Origin of the sequence: Phocoenobacter uteri, from assembly GCF_900454895.1 — a bacterium.
GTDB lineage: Bacteria > Pseudomonadota > Gammaproteobacteria > Enterobacterales > Pasteurellaceae > Phocoenobacter > Phocoenobacter uteri.
The window spans coordinates 917022-931281 of the sequence record NZ_UGTA01000001.1; the positions used below are offsets into that span (position 1 = coordinate 917022).

Below are 14260 nucleotides of genomic sequence, written 5' to 3' on the forward strand. Positions count from 1 at the left end.
AATAATTCAACCTCAATCTAGTAACGGTAATTTTCCAACACACGAATAATGCCATTACTCAGCATTCTCACGATTAAAATAACCATTACAATAGTAATCCCCGGTAAAAAGACCGTCCAAGGTGCAATATAAACTAACTCTATTGAATCCCTGATCATCGCACCCCATTCTGGTGTTGGATATTGAGCACCTAATGAAATAAAACTTAACGCACTAATATCCAAAATCGCTAATACAAAAATATGAGATAACTCTTTAACTGCAATCGCCGTCAAATTTGGCAGTACAACTAACTTAACCAAATCCCAACGTGTTGCACCGTCCAATCGCAATGTAACCACATATTCTTTTTTCAATTCTTGTTGAGTCAACAAATAAATTTTATGAATAAAATGAGGCAACATCGCTAAAAATATCGCCAGCATTGCATTAACTAAACTTGCCTCTAATAAAATTGCAATAATAATAGCAATCAGTAATGTTGGAGTAACTAAAAACGTATCAAATAAGTGGTTTACGATAGAAAAATAAGAATGTGCTTTAGTACCCGCCAACACACCAATTATGCCGCCAATAATCGCAATTGCAAAAGTAATCAGTAATGCTGAACCAGCTGTATAATAAAAGCCATATAAAATTCGGCTAAAAATATCACGTCCAAGATCATCCGTACCAAAAAAATGTTGCACTTGCCCCACAGTACTCCACGACGGTGGCAATAATTCCAATCCAACAAATTGTTCGTGAGCGGAGTAAGGAGCAATTAAATAACCAAAAAAAATTAAAAAAAGTAAAATCAGAAAAAGATACACGCTAATTAAAGCCATAATATCTTTTCTTAAACTTTTCCAAAAATTAGCAATGTATGCCATTTCTCTAAATTGTTCTAAATTTTTATCTAACATACCATTCTTTCTTATTTGAAGGATCTAACAAGGTTGTAATGAAACTTGCCAAAATATCTACAATCAATACAAAAACACCAATTACAATAACTCCAACAGAGACAGCATTATAATCTTGTACCGCCACAGCATTGATTAACCAGCGACCAATTCCTCCCCAACTTACAACATTTTCAACTAACATCGCAAATGCGAAAATCAACGTAATATTACGGGCAAATTGTGGAATAATCGGTGGAAGTGTATTACACACAATATGACGTCGCCAAATTTTAAAACCTGACCAACCTCGAATTTGAGCAACCTGCACGTAATTCTGCTTCATCACAAAGTTAGCTTGCTCATTAGTCATTCTCATTACCTCTAAGGTCGCGGGGATCGCGAGAATCAAGGTCGGTAACGCAAGGTGGTGTGCCAAACTCTGCGTAATTTTTAATTTATATTCTATATCCACATCCACTAAAAACATATCTAATAATTTAAAATGGGTAATAGTTGGAATTTCATAAATAGGATGAATTTCGCCTACCGCTGCAACTTCCCATTGGTTTATCGATGCATAATAAAGCAATACAATTGCCAACCAAAATACAGGAAGGGCCAAGCTTAACGATCCTAACATTGTAAGAAACTTACCAATAACATTGCGTGTATTATAAGAAGCGAGAAAACCTAATGGAATCCCAAATAATAAAGAGAGTAACGTTGTTGAAATACATAAAGAAAGTGTAGCAGGAAAAACACGTAGAATTTGATTAAACAACGGCTCTCCTGATGTATAGCTCACACCAAAATCACCTTGTAATAAAGATTGTAAATAGTGCCAGTAAGATAGTAGGCTATCATCATAAATTAAAAGATTAAGAGGATCTTTTAATAAAATATAATAGCTCATTATTGATAAAATCAATAAAGTTACAATAATCCAAAATAATTTGCGAATTAAAACAAATAACATATTTTTCTTCTATTTCTGTTTCGATAAAACTAATTCTAATTGTGATAAATTTACTCGTCCAAAAGGTGTTATTTTCACATTTTTGACTCTATCGCTCACAACTAAAACACGATTAACATTCACTAAAGGTAAAATAGGCAACACTTCGCGTAATCGTTTTTCTATAACTTGATATAACTTAGCTCGTTGCTTACTATCCTCATTGGTTCTTGCTTGAAGCAATAACGAATCTAATTCCGTATCACACCAATTCGCTAAATTAGTGATCGAAAACTGCGAACGACAACCTAAAATTGCAGATAAAAAGTTATCTGGATCATAATTATTCGCTAACCAACCCGTCAAAATCATATCATAATCCGCTGTACGGTTATCCAATTGCTGAACCAAAAATGCACGGTTTACTTGACGAATATCAACACTTATTCCTACTTTAGCCAAATCATATTTTATCAACTCAGCCATTTTTAATGGATGTAAATTATAAACGTGCTTTTCATCCAATACCCAAAGTTTCAAAGAAGCGGTCATATTTTTTTCATTTTTTGCAAAATCAGAATAGTTAGTATTCCGCTCACGTTGTTCCACTAATTTATCTGAAAATAATGCTGCGGGTAATATATTATTTGTCACACGAGCCGTTCCATAGAATAACTGACGGTTTAAACGATCACGATCTATCGCATTCACTATCGTCTGACGTAGTGTAATATCGTTCATTTTCTCGCTTTGAAAATTAAATGCTAAAAATGAAAGATTCGCCCCTTCTGTATTGATAATATCCCCATCTAAAATAGATGATAGCTGGCTTGGCTCAGGAAAAGCAGAAATATCACACTCTTTATTTAAGAATTTAGCCATTCTTCCCGTACTACTGGTTGAAAAATCAATCACTACATTTTCAATATTTGCTTTTTTACCCCAATAATTTTCATTTTTTTGTAAACGAACATAATTATTATGCACATAATTTTTGAGCTGATAAACACCTGTTCCGACAGGCAATGTATCAAGCTGTGCAAGATTATTATCTGCACTCAACTGCAAGGCATACTCTTTGGATAAAATAACTGCATATTGACTCGCAAGATGGGCAAGTAAAGAGGCATCCGGCTCAGTTAGGGTTATTTTTACAACATACTTAGAGGGTGCGGTGATACTCGAAATTTTACTTTTCAAGTTAATACTTTCAAAATAAGGAAAGTGCGTGCGTCTTGCCTTAGTTTGGAAAACATCATTATTATAATTTTTCTTTCTATATTTAGGTGTATCAAGGTTATTTAATTCAGGTAAATCAGCAGTTCGCCCCATCACTCGATTTAAAGAAAAAAGTACATCCTCCGCATTAAAATCACGACTTGGATTAAACCAATTTGTGGTATGAAATTGAACCTTTTTACGCAAATAAAATGTAATTTCTAAACCATCATCACTCACTTTATAACTTTTTGCTAAGGCTGGTTTTAAACGATTATTTTGAGAATCAAATTCAACCAATTTATCATAAATTTGCTCCGTGACGACATTCATATTCGTCCCCACATCTGCTTTTTGTGGATCAAATGAAAATCCCAACGAATTGGTACAATACACTAAACTTTTTGCTAATAATTTTTCAGGTATTCTCGGTGCCGCATTTAAGTGAAAACTTACCCCTAAAATTGCAAAAAATAAACATAATTTGACCGCTTGTTTTTTCATACTACCACTTTTCATTTAATTCTTTAAATTCATAAACTTATTACTAAGTTAAATTTTATCAAAATAGTTAATAAACATTCAATTTAAAACTTAAAATGTTCTATATTTAACCAACTTAATCAAACTTATTCACTTAATCTTTAATTAAGGGGTGGAATCATACTATTAAAATGCTAAAATGGAAACTTGTGTTTACAATTTTAGATAAGAGATGACTTAATAAAAAATCTTCTTTATCCCCATTAAATACAGGAATTATATAATGATCCAACTATCCGTTGCAAAATTTGGTGGCACAAGCGTTGCGAACTTTGAGGCAATGTCTGCTTGTGCCAATGTTATTGCCTCTGACAAAAATACCCGTGTTGTTATTCTTTCTGCCTCCGCAGGAATTACGGACTTTTTAGTTGAACTTGCTGCTGGATGCGAACTTTCCCAACGTAAAATTATTCTAGATAAAGTTTGCCAAATCCAATATAACATCATCAATCAATTACAGTCTCCAGACGCCGTTCTAAATCAAATTGAATTATTACTCAAACACATTGAAAGCCTTGCTGAATCAGCGAGCCTTGCAACATCTCCAGCTTTAACAGATGAACTAATAAGCCACGGTGAAATGATGTCTACCCTCATATTCACACAGCTTCTAAAAGAACAAAACATTCCTGCTGTTTGGGTAGATGTTCGAGAAATTGTAGCAACAAATGATTGCTATGGAAAAGCATCTCCTGATGATATAAAAACAAAAAAACAAGCTCAGCAAATTATTCTCCCTCTTATTCAAGAGCAAAAAGTTGTTATCACACAAGGCTTTATTGGACGAGATCCAAATGGTAAAACCACAACGTTAGGACGTGGTGGGAGTGACTACTCAGCAGCTCTACTTGCTGAAGTATTAGACGCAAAAGATGTACTAATTTGGACGGACGTTGCAGGTATTTATACCACCGATCCGCGTGTAGTAAAAGATGCTAAACGCATTGAAACAATCAGCTTTAATGAAGCAGCAGAAATGGCAACATTTGGAGCAAAAGTATTACACCCAGCTACTTTATTACCCGCCGTTCGTAGTAATATTCCCGTATTTGTTGGCTCAAGTAAAGCACCTGAACAAGGTGGAACTTGGGTAACCAAAGATCCGCAACCGCGCCCAACATTCCGAGCAATTGCACTACGCCGTAATCAAACCTTAGTGACCTTATCAAGTTTAGGTATGTTCCACGCCAAAGGATTTTTGGCAAATATCTTTAATGTACTAGAAAAACATAAAATTTCTGTCGATGTGATTACAACTTCTGAAATCAGTGTTGCTTTAACCTTAGATAAAAAAGGGTCAACATCACAGAGTGAAATTTTATCAAAATCAGTAATTGATGAACTGAGCCAATATTGTCGAGTTCAAATTGAAAAACAACTGGCGTTAATCGCCATCGTTGGCAATAGCTTACATACCAAAAAAGGTATTGCTAAAGATCTCTTTAACGAGTTAGAAAATTATAATATTCGTCTGATTAGTTATGGGGCAAGTACCAATAATATTTGTATGTTAGTAAACGATGATGAAGTGGATCATATTGTAAAAGGCTTACATTATTCCCTTTTTAAATCGTAAGCTAGTCATAGAAAACAATTAAGGGCAAATAAAAATTTGCCCTTAACTTCTTCTAATGTAAATTATTACATCCACGCATTATTACGAATAACCCCAACGGCTAAACCTTCAATCTCAATATATTGAGTGCTAGGATCAACGACAATAACATCTAACTCATCATTTTCTGGATGTAAATAAATCATTTTGCCTTTCTTTTCAAGACGTTTCACTGTCACTTCATCATCAATTCGAGCAACCACAACTTGCCCATTACGAACAGCACTGGTTTTATGAACAGCTAAAAGATCACCATCTAAAATCCCTACATTGATCATTGAATTCCCATTTACTCTTAAAAGATAATCTGCATTTGGTGAAAACATTGCTCCGTCAATTGGATAGTGATTTTCAATATTTTCAATGGCTAAAATAGGTTCTCCTGCTGCTACTTGTCCCACTAAAGGTAAACCCTCTTCCTGCTCTTCTTCTACAACTAATAATTTAATTCCTCTAGACGTACCAGATAAAATTTCAATATAGCCTTTACGAGCAAGAGCTTTTAAATGCTCCTCTGCTGCATTAGGGGATTTAAAACCAATTTCACGGGCAATTTCTACGCGTGTTGGTGGCATACCAGTTTCTTCAATTTGAGATTTTACAAAATCAAAAATTTGTTGTTGACGTTGAGTTAAAGGTTGATGTTGCATAAAAATCTCTCCTACCTGTTTTTATATACAGAAAATCATTGGCATTATATACAGTATGAAGATATTTGCAACTAAGAATTTAAAGATAAAAATAAATTTTTATGTTATGATTGCGTTGTTTTATTTCCACTTATATCAAGGATTTATACATGTCTAAATTACGTTGTTTTTATCATAAGATATTGCGTCTTCCTCTTTCTTTAATGGTAAAATCTCGCACTATTCCTCAGAATCCAGCCAATGAATTAGGATTAGACTTAACACAATCAATAATTTATGTTCTGCCTTATAGCTCACAAACAGATGTTTTGATTTTACAAAAACACTGTCAAAAATTAGGGCTACCAGATCCACTAGAAACCAACAATATTAACGGTCAACAATTACCTCGTTTTGTTTTCTTAGAGCAAAATCATTGCTTATTTAAACCAAAAGAAGCCAATAAAGCACAGGCTATCTTCAATCAATATTTAAGTTTACACCGAGATGATAAAAGCTTAAATGTGCAAGTCATCCCTGTTTCCGTACTTTGGGGACGTGCACCAGGTAAAGAAAACAGTGCAAAACTACGTTCTTTGGGCTTTTTCCAACGTTTAATTGCAATGATTTGGTTTGGACGTGATAATTTTGTCCGTTTCTCCCAAGCGGTTTCATTACGCTATATGGCAGATGAACACGGCTCAGATACTAAAATTGCGCATAAACTGTCTCGTGTGGCAAAAATGCACTTTTCAAAACAACGCTACTCGGCAACAGGTCCACAATTACCGAACCGCCAAGCAATGTTTAATAAATTACTACAAACACCAAGCATTTTAGCTGCGATTGAAGAAGAGGCAAAAAAACCAAAAAGCTCGCCTGAAAAAGCACGCAAAGAAGCAGAAAAAATGATGAATGAGATTGCAGCAAAAGTAAACCATAATAGTTTGCGTGTTGCCGATCGTTCATTAAGCTGGCTTTGGAATAAGCTTTATCAAGGTATTACTGTTGAAAATGCGGATCGAGTGCGTAAATTAGCCTTAGAAGGACACGAAATTGTGTATGTACCTTGCCACCGTAGCCATATGGATTACTTATTACTTTCTTATTTGCTCTACCACGAAGGTTTAGTACCACCACATATCGCCGCAGGTATTAACTTAAACTTCTGGCCAGCAGGTCCATTATTTAGAAGTTGGGGGGCATTCTTTATTCGCCGTACCTTTAATGGTAATCGTCTTTATTCAACCATTTTCCGTGAATATTTAGCAGAATTGTTCCATAGAGGCTATTCTGTTGAATACTTTATTGAAGGCGGTCGTTCTCGTACTGGTCGTTTACTTTCACCAAAAACAGGTATGATGGCAATGACACTACGAGCGGTGCAAGGTGCAACTCGCCCAATTTCTATCGTGCCAGTACATATTGGCTACGAACACGTTTTAGAAGTGGATACTTATGCCAAAGAATTGCGTGGTGCGAAAAAAGAGAAAGAAAATGCCGCACTGGTATTTAGAGTTATTAAAAAATTAAGTAATCTTGGACAAGGTTTTGTAAACTTTGGCGAACCAATTCAACTTAATCATTACCTAAATGATCACTATCCTCAATGGAAAGAAGAATTTGGGCACGAACGCCCACAATGGTTTAACAATGCGGTAGGTGATGTGGCCAATTTAGTGATGGTGCATATTAACAATGCCGCTACCGTTAATTCAAAAAATTTAATCGGAACGGCTCTACTCAACTCTCGCCAACGTTCTTTAACCAAAGAGCAGTTACTTGAACAAGTAGAAAGTTACTTGCAATTATTAAGAAATGTCACTTATGCAACGGACGTCACCCTACCAACTGAAAATGCAGAACAGTTATTAGAACACGTTATCAGCTTACCACGTTCTGGCATTTTAGTTGAAAAAGACAGCTTCGGTGAAATCGTACGTCTTGATCGTGAATCCGCAATCTTAATGACTTATTATCGTAATAATATTCAGCATTTAATGGTGTTACCGTCTTTAATTGCGAATATTGTGTTACATCACGAGGCGGTATCTAAGGATTTAGTTTTCCAAACGATCAAACAGATTTATCCATTCTTGAAAGCAGAGTTATTTTTACATTTTGATGAAAATACGTTGGATACGTATATTGAAGGCATTATCAATGAACTCACACAACAAAATGTTATTAAAAATGAAAATGATATGCTACTGATTAGCCGCTCACAAGTTCGTACTTTACAACTTTATTCAGCTGGAATCAGAGAACAATTACAACGCTACTACATTAGTTTAAGCGTGCTAATTGAGCAATCTGAGCTCAGCCATAAAGAATTAGAGGCAAAAAGTTGCTCTATTGCACAACGTCTTTCTGTGCTACACGGTATCAATGCACCTGAATTCTTTGATAAAGCGTTATTCTCAACCTTTATTTCGAGCTTAAAAGCACAAGGCTATTTTGATAATGAAAATAAACCGAACATTGAAAAAGCCAAAGATACCATTACTTTACTGCAAAGTTTGATGTCCACTGAAATCCAATTTTCGATTCAAGGGGCAATGGCAAAATTAGATAATAATCTATAATGGAAAAATGCTCTCGCTTTTATGTGAGAGCATTTTATTTATAGAGGTTACATAAATTAACGACTCAACCTCAATAACCATTTGCTTTTTTATTTAATTCTATTTAAAATCAGCAATTCCGTGTCATAGCTGAATTAGAGATCGGCTATTGATGAATATTAACATTACTTATTAGGAGTAAAAAATATGTCTCTAAGTGCAGAAGCAAAAGCAAAAATCGTTGCAGAATTTGGTCGTGATGAAAAAGATACTGGTTCATCAGAAGTTCAAATCGCATTATTAACTGCTCAAATCAACCACTTACAAGGTCACTTTAAAGAACACAAAAAAGACCATCACGGTCGTCGTGGTTTATTAAAAATGGTTTCACGTCGTCGTAAACTTTTAGATTACTTAAAACGTACCGACCTAAAACTTTATTCTGAAACTATCGCACGTTTAGGTTTACGTCGCTAATTTCAATACCTAATACGAAGCGAGCTATTAAATGCTCGCTTTTTTTCTACCTATTTTTTCTATATTGGGAGTTTATTTTATGAAAAAGTGGATTTTAATTGGCTTAGTTGTGATCACAATTTTTGGTGGTATCACATTAAAAAATAGTTACAACGGCTTAGTCACAGCAGAAGAAGACATCAATTCAGTATGGGGAAATGTAGAATCGGCTTATCAACGTCGTGCAGATTTAATCCCAAATCTAGTAAATACTGTAAAAGGCCAAGCAAGCTTTGAAAAAGAAACTTTAACAGCTGTTATCGAAGCTCGTGCCAAAGCAACACAAACAACTATCGATCCAAGCAAAGCAACACCTGAGCAAATGGAAAAATTCCAACAAGCACAACAAGGTGTAAATTCAGCTCTTGCTCGTTTATTAGTGAGTGTAGAAAAATACCCAGAATTAAAAGCTCACGAAGGTTTTTTAAATCTACAAGCTCAACTTGAAGGTACTGAGAATCGTATCAATGTGGAACGTAATAATTTTAATAATGCTGTAAAAGAGTACAATAAAAAAGTACGCAGATTCCCAACTAAATTATTTGCAGCTTTATTTGGTTTTGAACCAAAACCACAATTTAAAGCAACTGCGGGTGCAGAAAATGCCCCAACGGTAAATTTCAACTAAAATCATAATACGATAAGCGGTTAAATTTTTTTAAAAATTTGCAAAATCATCAATAAATTTGACCGCTTACACTCGTCTTAATCAGGGCAAACCAAATGAAAATTTTCTCTTTTTTTAGTAAAAAATTACCTGTTGATACCCAACAAATTGAACACGCTATTACTCATCTAGAACAACTGACTTCTGCTGAATTACGCGTAGTTATTGAGCGTAAAGCAAAAACAACCTCAGCGATTGAGCGGGCAAACCAGCTCTTTAATGAGCTGAAAATGAATCAAACCGAACAACGCAATGCGGTACTTATTTACTTATCTTTCAAACCTCATTATGTTGCGGTGGTTGGTGATATTGGTATCCATCAAAAAGTAGGCGATGAATTTTGGCAAAATGTCTATGATGCAATGAAAAAACAATGCCAAAGAGGTCATTTTACCCAAGCAATTTGCAATGGCATTAAAGAAGTTGAAACACAACTTGCAATGCACTACCCTATCTTACCTAATGATATTGATGAGCTATCTAATGAGGTTATTATAAAATGATAAAACGTTTTCTTTTGCAATTCTCATTTGTAATTGCTTTATTGATAAGTTTATCCGCACAGGCAAATTATCCCGATGTACCAAAACCGTTTCGCTATGTATCTGATTATACGCAAACATTATCAATATCAGATCAACAACAACTAGAAAATGCCTTAGTGGAATACGGTAAAAAAACCAGTTCACAAATTGCTGTTGTAATGATACCAACAACGGGAGGACAAGATATTGCTAGTTACAGCTTTAATCTATTTAATAAATGGGGAATAGGACGCGAGAAAGAAAATAATGGTGTTTTGCTGTTAATTTCTAAGAACGATCACAAGCTTTTCATTGCTGTAGGACGTGGGCTAGAAGGCGCATTACCTGATGCTATCGCATCTACCATTATTCGTCATAATATCGCACCATTTTTTAAACAAAATAAATACGCACAAGGTATCGCCAGCGGACTCTCCGCAATTATTAAAGCAACACAAGGCGAGTATGCTCCTCCCAAGAAAGAAAAAGCAGATCCTTTTGATGGTTTATTTATTTTTTTAGGAATTGCCTTTGTCTTATTTGTGATTTTTAACCTTATTGGGCGTGATAATCACTATGTTAGCCCAAGTAATTTAGGCCATCTTGGCAATATTAGTTCAGCATCTCGTCATTCGGGTGGCTTCGGAAGTAGTTTTGGATCAGGTGGCGGATTTGGCTCTGGTGGCGGTTTCGGTGGTGGAAGTACTGGCGGTGGCGGTGCTGGTGGCAGTTGGTAATGGCTAGAAATAGAGGAAAAAAAGATGTACAATAATGCGTTACTTGAATTAACTCACGAGCAACAGCAACAAGCCGTTGAGGAAATTATGAAACTCGTTGCAACAGGTGTACCCCATAAGGAAGCCATTGTGATAATTGCAAAGAAACTACGTGAACAAACTAAAACCCCCAAAGATGGTGAATAATTATGAAAAAATCTAATTTAGTATCATTGATTTCTTGTATTTTGCTTTTTGCATCTAATACAAGCATAGCAGCCCCTAATTTTAAAGCATCTATTTTACAATATAATCCTAAATTAGGTGGTGTGGTTGAAAGTAAATCCAACATAATTTCTCTTTCTCAAAGAAATAAGCAAGTATGCTGGTTTAACACAGGCTTAAAACCAAATACGATTTATCATATCAAACAAACAATACTATCGCCTCGTGGAGGATTCTTTTCTATACCAGCAGGTATCACTCTTGCGAATGAAGAGAAAACCAGACACGCCATAGTTTCAACTAATAAAGCATCCGCAGACGGAATCGTCAGTATGTGCTGGGCCTTTGCTACAGACACCGATCCTGTTGGCGAATATTCATTGCAAGTGAAAGTAAACCAAGACGAGTACCCTGCTCTTAAATTTACACTCGTCCAATAATTAAAATTTTTAAAATACATTGAGGTTATAATGTCTAATTTTCCTTCTATTTCTGAGGTTTTATCAGAAAAAATTGCCGTTGGGGAAACGGTAACCGTTCGTGGTTGGGTTCGTACTCGCCGTGATTCAAAAGCTGGCTTGTCATTCTTAGCTATCTACGATGGATCTTGCTTTGATCCAATTCAAGCAATCGTCAATAATGATATCGAAAATTATCAACAAGAAGTCTTAAAATTAACGACTGGCTGTTCTGTTGAAGTAACAGGAACACTTGTAGAATCACCAGCACAAGGGCAAGCGGTTGAACTTCACGCAACACAAGTTAAAGTTGTTGGTTGGGTTGAAGATCCTGATACTTACCCAATGGCAGCGAAACGCCACTCAATTGAATATTTACGTGAAGTGGCTCACTTACGCCCACGTACAAATTTAATTGGTGCGGTTTCTCGTGTTCGTCACTGTTTAGCACAAGCTATTCATCGCTTCTTCCACGAAGAAGGTTTTTATTGGGTTGCGACTCCGTTAATTACGGCTTCTGACACCGAAGGTGCAGGCGAAATGTTCCGTGTATCAACCTTAGACTTAGAAAACCTACCACGTACTGAAAAAGGTGATATCAACTTTGGCGAAGATTTCTTCGGTAAAGAAGCATTCTTAACAGTATCAGGTCAATTAAATGCAGAAACCTATGCTTGCGCATTAAGTAAAGTTTATACTTTTGGCCCAACGTTCCGTGCGGAAAACTCAAACACGACTCGCCACTTGGCAGAATTCTGGATGGTTGAGCCAGAAGTCGCATTTGCTAACTTAGCAGATAACGCAAAATTGGCAGAAAAAATGTTGAAATATGTATTCAATGCTGTTTTAACAGAACGTGCTGACGATTTACAATTCTTCGCAAAACACATTGATAAAACTGTTGTTGAGCGTTTAGAAAACTTTGTAAATTCTGACTTTGCTCAAATTGATTATACGGATGCGATTGACGTGTTATTAAAATCAGGTAAAAAATTCGAGTTTGCTGTTGAGTGGGGAATCGACCTTTCTTCAGAACACGAACGTTACTTAGCAGAAGAATACTTTAAATCACCAGTAGTTGTGAAAAACTATCCAAAAGATATTAAAGCATTCTATATGCGTTTAAATGATGACGGTAAAACTGTTGCTGCAATGGACGTATTAGCACCAGGAATTGGCGAAATCATCGGTGGTTCACAGCGTGAAGAGCGTTTAGATGTATTAGATGCACGTATGGCTGAGATGGGCTTAAATCCAGAAGATTACTGGTGGTATCGTGACTTACGTAAATACGGTTCAGTGCCACATTCAGGCTTTGGATTAGGATTTGAACGTTTAATCGTTTATGTAACAGGGTTACAAAATATCCGTGATGTAATTCCATTCCCTCGTGCACCACGCAACGCAAACTTCTAATTAGTATAATCCCTTTAACGAATTGTTAAGGGGATTTTTTATTTTTAAGGAGACAAAGATGGATGAAAATAACAATCTAACCGAACCAAATGACTCTCAACGCAATTTTATACTCGCTATTTATATTTTATTTGCTTTAAGCGTTGTATTTACTAGCGTAACCTCAGCCGTTGGTGCAATTTTGGCTTATCGAAAACGTGATGATGTGCGAGGTACTATTTATGAAACACATATCGCTTATCTACTAAGAACTTTTATTATCGCCTTGATCGGTATTATTTTAGGTATAATTTTATCCGCGATTGGCTTTGGGCTCATTATTATTGTATTAGTTGAAATATGGTATTTATTCCGTGTCGTAGTGGGTATTGTTAAGTTTGCTAAAAAACAACCCGTAACGCCAACGGGCTATTTTATGTAAAAAATTAAGCCGTTAGCTGATTCATCAAACTAGCGGCTTGCTTTCCTTATTCTCCACTACTCTTTCGGCACACCTCTTAACAGTGGAACATTATTCAGGTTACTCGTTGAAGTTTGAGCAGGTTTCATTTCAAAGAACATAATCAATGGTTTTGATATCTTCACTTTTTCATTTCGCCATAGACTACTCATTTTTACCAACTCCACATCATTCGGCAGATTTTTAATACCTTGTTGTAACACTTTAATGCTATTCTTACGAGGATGTCCAATCAAAATCGCTAGTCCATTTTTTTGAGCATAACGAACGGCTAAATCAAAGTGACGTTGCACATCCGCCAATGAATTATTATCATCTAAAAAAACATGTCTTTCTAACGTTGGAATATAAAAACTTTTCGCCGTTTGTGCTGCAACACTCTTGCTATTGGTTTTACTATCTAAAAAGAAAAGCTGTTCATTCGCCAAAATTTCCATAAAATAATTCATCAATTGTTGATCTGCTGTCGCTGCACTCCCCATATGATTATTTAAACCAATAGCATAAGGCACTCGCTTTCTCGCATAATCCATAATCTCTTGAATTTGTGGTTTTTCCATTCCCACTTCCAGTGCTTTATCTTCAATTTTAATCTTACTCAAAGGCTGCATCGGTTGATGAATTAGCACATCTCGTTGCTGTTCAAACGCTTTTTCTGCTCTTTCTGTTGCATAAGGAGATACTGGAATAATGGACACTGTCACTTCTTGTGGCATATCATAGATAGCATAATCTTCCTGACGATAGCCAACATCATCAATCACTATCGCTAATTTTGATGCACTCGCAAGCGGTGAAATAAATAATAAAATTTGCAAAATTCTTAAAAAATTTAACCGCTTATACTTCATCTTATTTTTATCCATT

The 14260-nt window shown here is 35.6% G+C and carries 15 protein-coding genes; 10 read left to right on the top strand and 5 right to left on the bottom strand.

Going from position 1 to position 14260, the window contains the following annotated elements; genetic code table 11:
• Positions 1-17 precede the first annotated feature (17 nt).
• Genes DYE60_RS04030 through DYE60_RS04040 form a run of 3 tightly spaced genes read right to left on the bottom strand, consistent with a single transcriptional unit; the run spans position 18 to position 3579 of the window.
• Positions 18-905, bottom strand: a complete 888-nt coding sequence (locus DYE60_RS04030) for an ABC transporter permease subunit (protein ID WP_115315355.1) — start codon at positions 903-905, stop codon at positions 18-20.
• Positions 895-1863, bottom strand: a complete 969-nt coding sequence (locus DYE60_RS04035; protein ID WP_115315356.1) for an ABC transporter permease — start codon at positions 1861-1863, stop codon at positions 895-897. Before DYE60_RS04035 ends, DYE60_RS04030 begins: the two co-directional genes overlap by 11 nt.
• Positions 1864-1872: 9 nt before the next feature.
• On the bottom strand, positions 1873-3579 hold the full coding sequence (locus tag DYE60_RS04040) for an ABC transporter substrate-binding protein (RefSeq protein ID WP_424450099.1): 1707 nt from the start codon (positions 3577-3579) through the stop codon (positions 1873-1875).
• A 247-nt stretch (positions 3580-3826) separates the two neighbouring features.
• Here DYE60_RS04040 and lysC point away from each other — a divergent pair, with 247 nt between their 5' ends.
• On the top strand, positions 3827-5179 hold the full coding sequence (gene lysC / locus DYE60_RS04045; protein ID WP_115315357.1) for a lysine-sensitive aspartokinase 3: 1353 nt from the start codon (positions 3827-3829) through the stop codon (positions 5177-5179).
• Positions 5180-5244: 65 nt separating this feature from the next.
• Here lysC and lexA read toward each other — a convergent pair whose 3' ends face one another.
• Positions 5245-5868: a transcriptional repressor LexA gene (lexA, locus tag DYE60_RS04050; protein ID WP_115315358.1), complete on the bottom strand. Its 624-nt coding sequence runs from the start codon at positions 5866-5868 to the stop codon at positions 5245-5247.
• A 149-nt stretch (positions 5869-6017) separates the two neighbouring features.
• On the opposite strand from lexA, the gene plsB reads away from it, so the two are divergent.
• From plsB to DYE60_RS04095, 9 genes are all read left to right on the top strand, one after another.
• Positions 6018-8432: a glycerol-3-phosphate 1-O-acyltransferase PlsB gene (gene plsB, locus DYE60_RS04055; protein ID WP_115315359.1), complete on the top strand. Its 2415-nt coding sequence runs from the start codon at positions 6018-6020 to the stop codon at positions 8430-8432.
• A 186-nt stretch (positions 8433-8618) separates the two neighbouring features.
• Positions 8619-8888 (top strand): 30S ribosomal protein S15, encoded by a 270-nt coding sequence (gene rpsO / locus DYE60_RS04060; RefSeq protein WP_115315360.1) that lies wholly within the window; start codon positions 8619-8621, stop codon positions 8886-8888.
• 79 nt (positions 8889-8967) lie between these two features.
• The gene (locus tag DYE60_RS04065; RefSeq protein ID WP_115315361.1) at positions 8968-9555 is read left to right on the top strand and encodes a LemA family protein; all 588 of its coding nucleotides are present in this window, start codon (positions 8968-8970) and stop codon (positions 9553-9555) included.
• A 95-nt stretch (positions 9556-9650) separates the two neighbouring features.
• Positions 9651-10097 (top strand): TPM domain-containing protein, encoded by a 447-nt coding sequence (locus tag DYE60_RS04070; RefSeq protein WP_115315362.1) that lies wholly within the window; start codon positions 9651-9653, stop codon positions 10095-10097.
• A complete protein-coding gene (locus DYE60_RS04075) occupies positions 10094-10855 on the top strand; it encodes a TPM domain-containing protein (protein WP_115315363.1) in 762 nt (253 codons plus the stop codon). Before DYE60_RS04070 ends, DYE60_RS04075 begins: the two co-directional genes overlap by 4 nt.
• A gap of 24 nt (positions 10856-10879) precedes the next feature.
• Complete coding sequence (locus DYE60_RS04080; protein ID WP_115315364.1) at positions 10880-11041, top strand: YoaH family protein; 162 nt, start codon at positions 10880-10882, stop codon at positions 11039-11041.
• Positions 11042-11043: 2 nt separating this feature from the next.
• Positions 11044-11499: a hypothetical protein gene (locus tag DYE60_RS04085; RefSeq protein WP_115315365.1), complete on the top strand. Its 456-nt coding sequence runs from the start codon at positions 11044-11046 to the stop codon at positions 11497-11499.
• Between the two features lie 30 nt (positions 11500-11529).
• A complete protein-coding gene (gene asnS, locus DYE60_RS04090) occupies positions 11530-12933 on the top strand; it encodes an asparagine--tRNA ligase (RefSeq protein ID WP_115315366.1) in 1404 nt (467 codons plus the stop codon).
• 58 nt (positions 12934-12991) lie between these two features.
• A complete protein-coding gene (locus DYE60_RS04095) occupies positions 12992-13354 on the top strand; it encodes a DUF4870 family protein (RefSeq protein WP_115315367.1) in 363 nt (120 codons plus the stop codon).
• Positions 13355-13410: 56 nt separating this feature from the next.
• Here DYE60_RS04095 and DYE60_RS04100 read toward each other — a convergent pair whose 3' ends face one another.
• Entirely contained in the window at positions 13411-14259 is an 849-nt protein-coding gene (locus DYE60_RS04100; protein WP_245942672.1) for a divergent polysaccharide deacetylase family protein, read from the bottom strand.
• Position 14260: the final 1 nt, after the last annotated feature.

What these genes read in the sequence shown, in the direction of transcription:
- DYE60_RS04030 (WP_115315355.1), bottom strand. Translation starts at nt 905, where the DNA reads ATGTTAGATAAAAATTTAGAACAATTTAGAGAAATGGCATACATTGCT.
- DYE60_RS04035 (WP_115315356.1), bottom strand. Translation starts at nt 1,863, where the DNA reads ATGTTATTTGTTTTAATTCGCAAATTATTTTGGATTATTGTAACTTTA.
- DYE60_RS04040 (WP_424450099.1), bottom strand. Translation starts at nt 3,579, where the DNA reads ATGAAAAGTGGTAGTATGAAAAAACAAGCGGTCAAATTATGTTTATTT.
- lysC (WP_115315357.1), top strand. Translation starts at nt 3,827, where the DNA reads ATGATCCAACTATCCGTTGCAAAATTTGGTGGCACAAGCGTTGCGAAC.
- lexA (WP_115315358.1), bottom strand. Translation starts at nt 5,868, where the DNA reads ATGCAACATCAACCTTTAACTCAACGTCAACAACAAATTTTTGATTTT.
- plsB (WP_115315359.1), top strand. Translation starts at nt 6,018, where the DNA reads ATGTCTAAATTACGTTGTTTTTATCATAAGATATTGCGTCTTCCTCTT.
- rpsO (WP_115315360.1), top strand. Translation starts at nt 8,619, where the DNA reads ATGTCTCTAAGTGCAGAAGCAAAAGCAAAAATCGTTGCAGAATTTGGT.
- DYE60_RS04065 (WP_115315361.1), top strand. Translation starts at nt 8,968, where the DNA reads ATGAAAAAGTGGATTTTAATTGGCTTAGTTGTGATCACAATTTTTGGT.
- DYE60_RS04070 (WP_115315362.1), top strand. Translation starts at nt 9,651, where the DNA reads ATGAAAATTTTCTCTTTTTTTAGTAAAAAATTACCTGTTGATACCCAA.
- DYE60_RS04075 (WP_115315363.1), top strand. Translation starts at nt 10,094, where the DNA reads ATGATAAAACGTTTTCTTTTGCAATTCTCATTTGTAATTGCTTTATTG.
- DYE60_RS04080 (WP_115315364.1), top strand. Translation starts at nt 10,880, where the DNA reads ATGTACAATAATGCGTTACTTGAATTAACTCACGAGCAACAGCAACAA.
- DYE60_RS04085 (WP_115315365.1), top strand. Translation starts at nt 11,044, where the DNA reads ATGAAAAAATCTAATTTAGTATCATTGATTTCTTGTATTTTGCTTTTT.
- asnS (WP_115315366.1), top strand. Translation starts at nt 11,530, where the DNA reads ATGTCTAATTTTCCTTCTATTTCTGAGGTTTTATCAGAAAAAATTGCC.
- DYE60_RS04095 (WP_115315367.1), top strand. Translation starts at nt 12,992, where the DNA reads ATGGATGAAAATAACAATCTAACCGAACCAAATGACTCTCAACGCAAT.
- DYE60_RS04100 (WP_245942672.1), bottom strand. Translation starts at nt 14,259, where the DNA reads ATGGATAAAAATAAGATGAAGTATAAGCGGTTAAATTTTTTAAGAATT.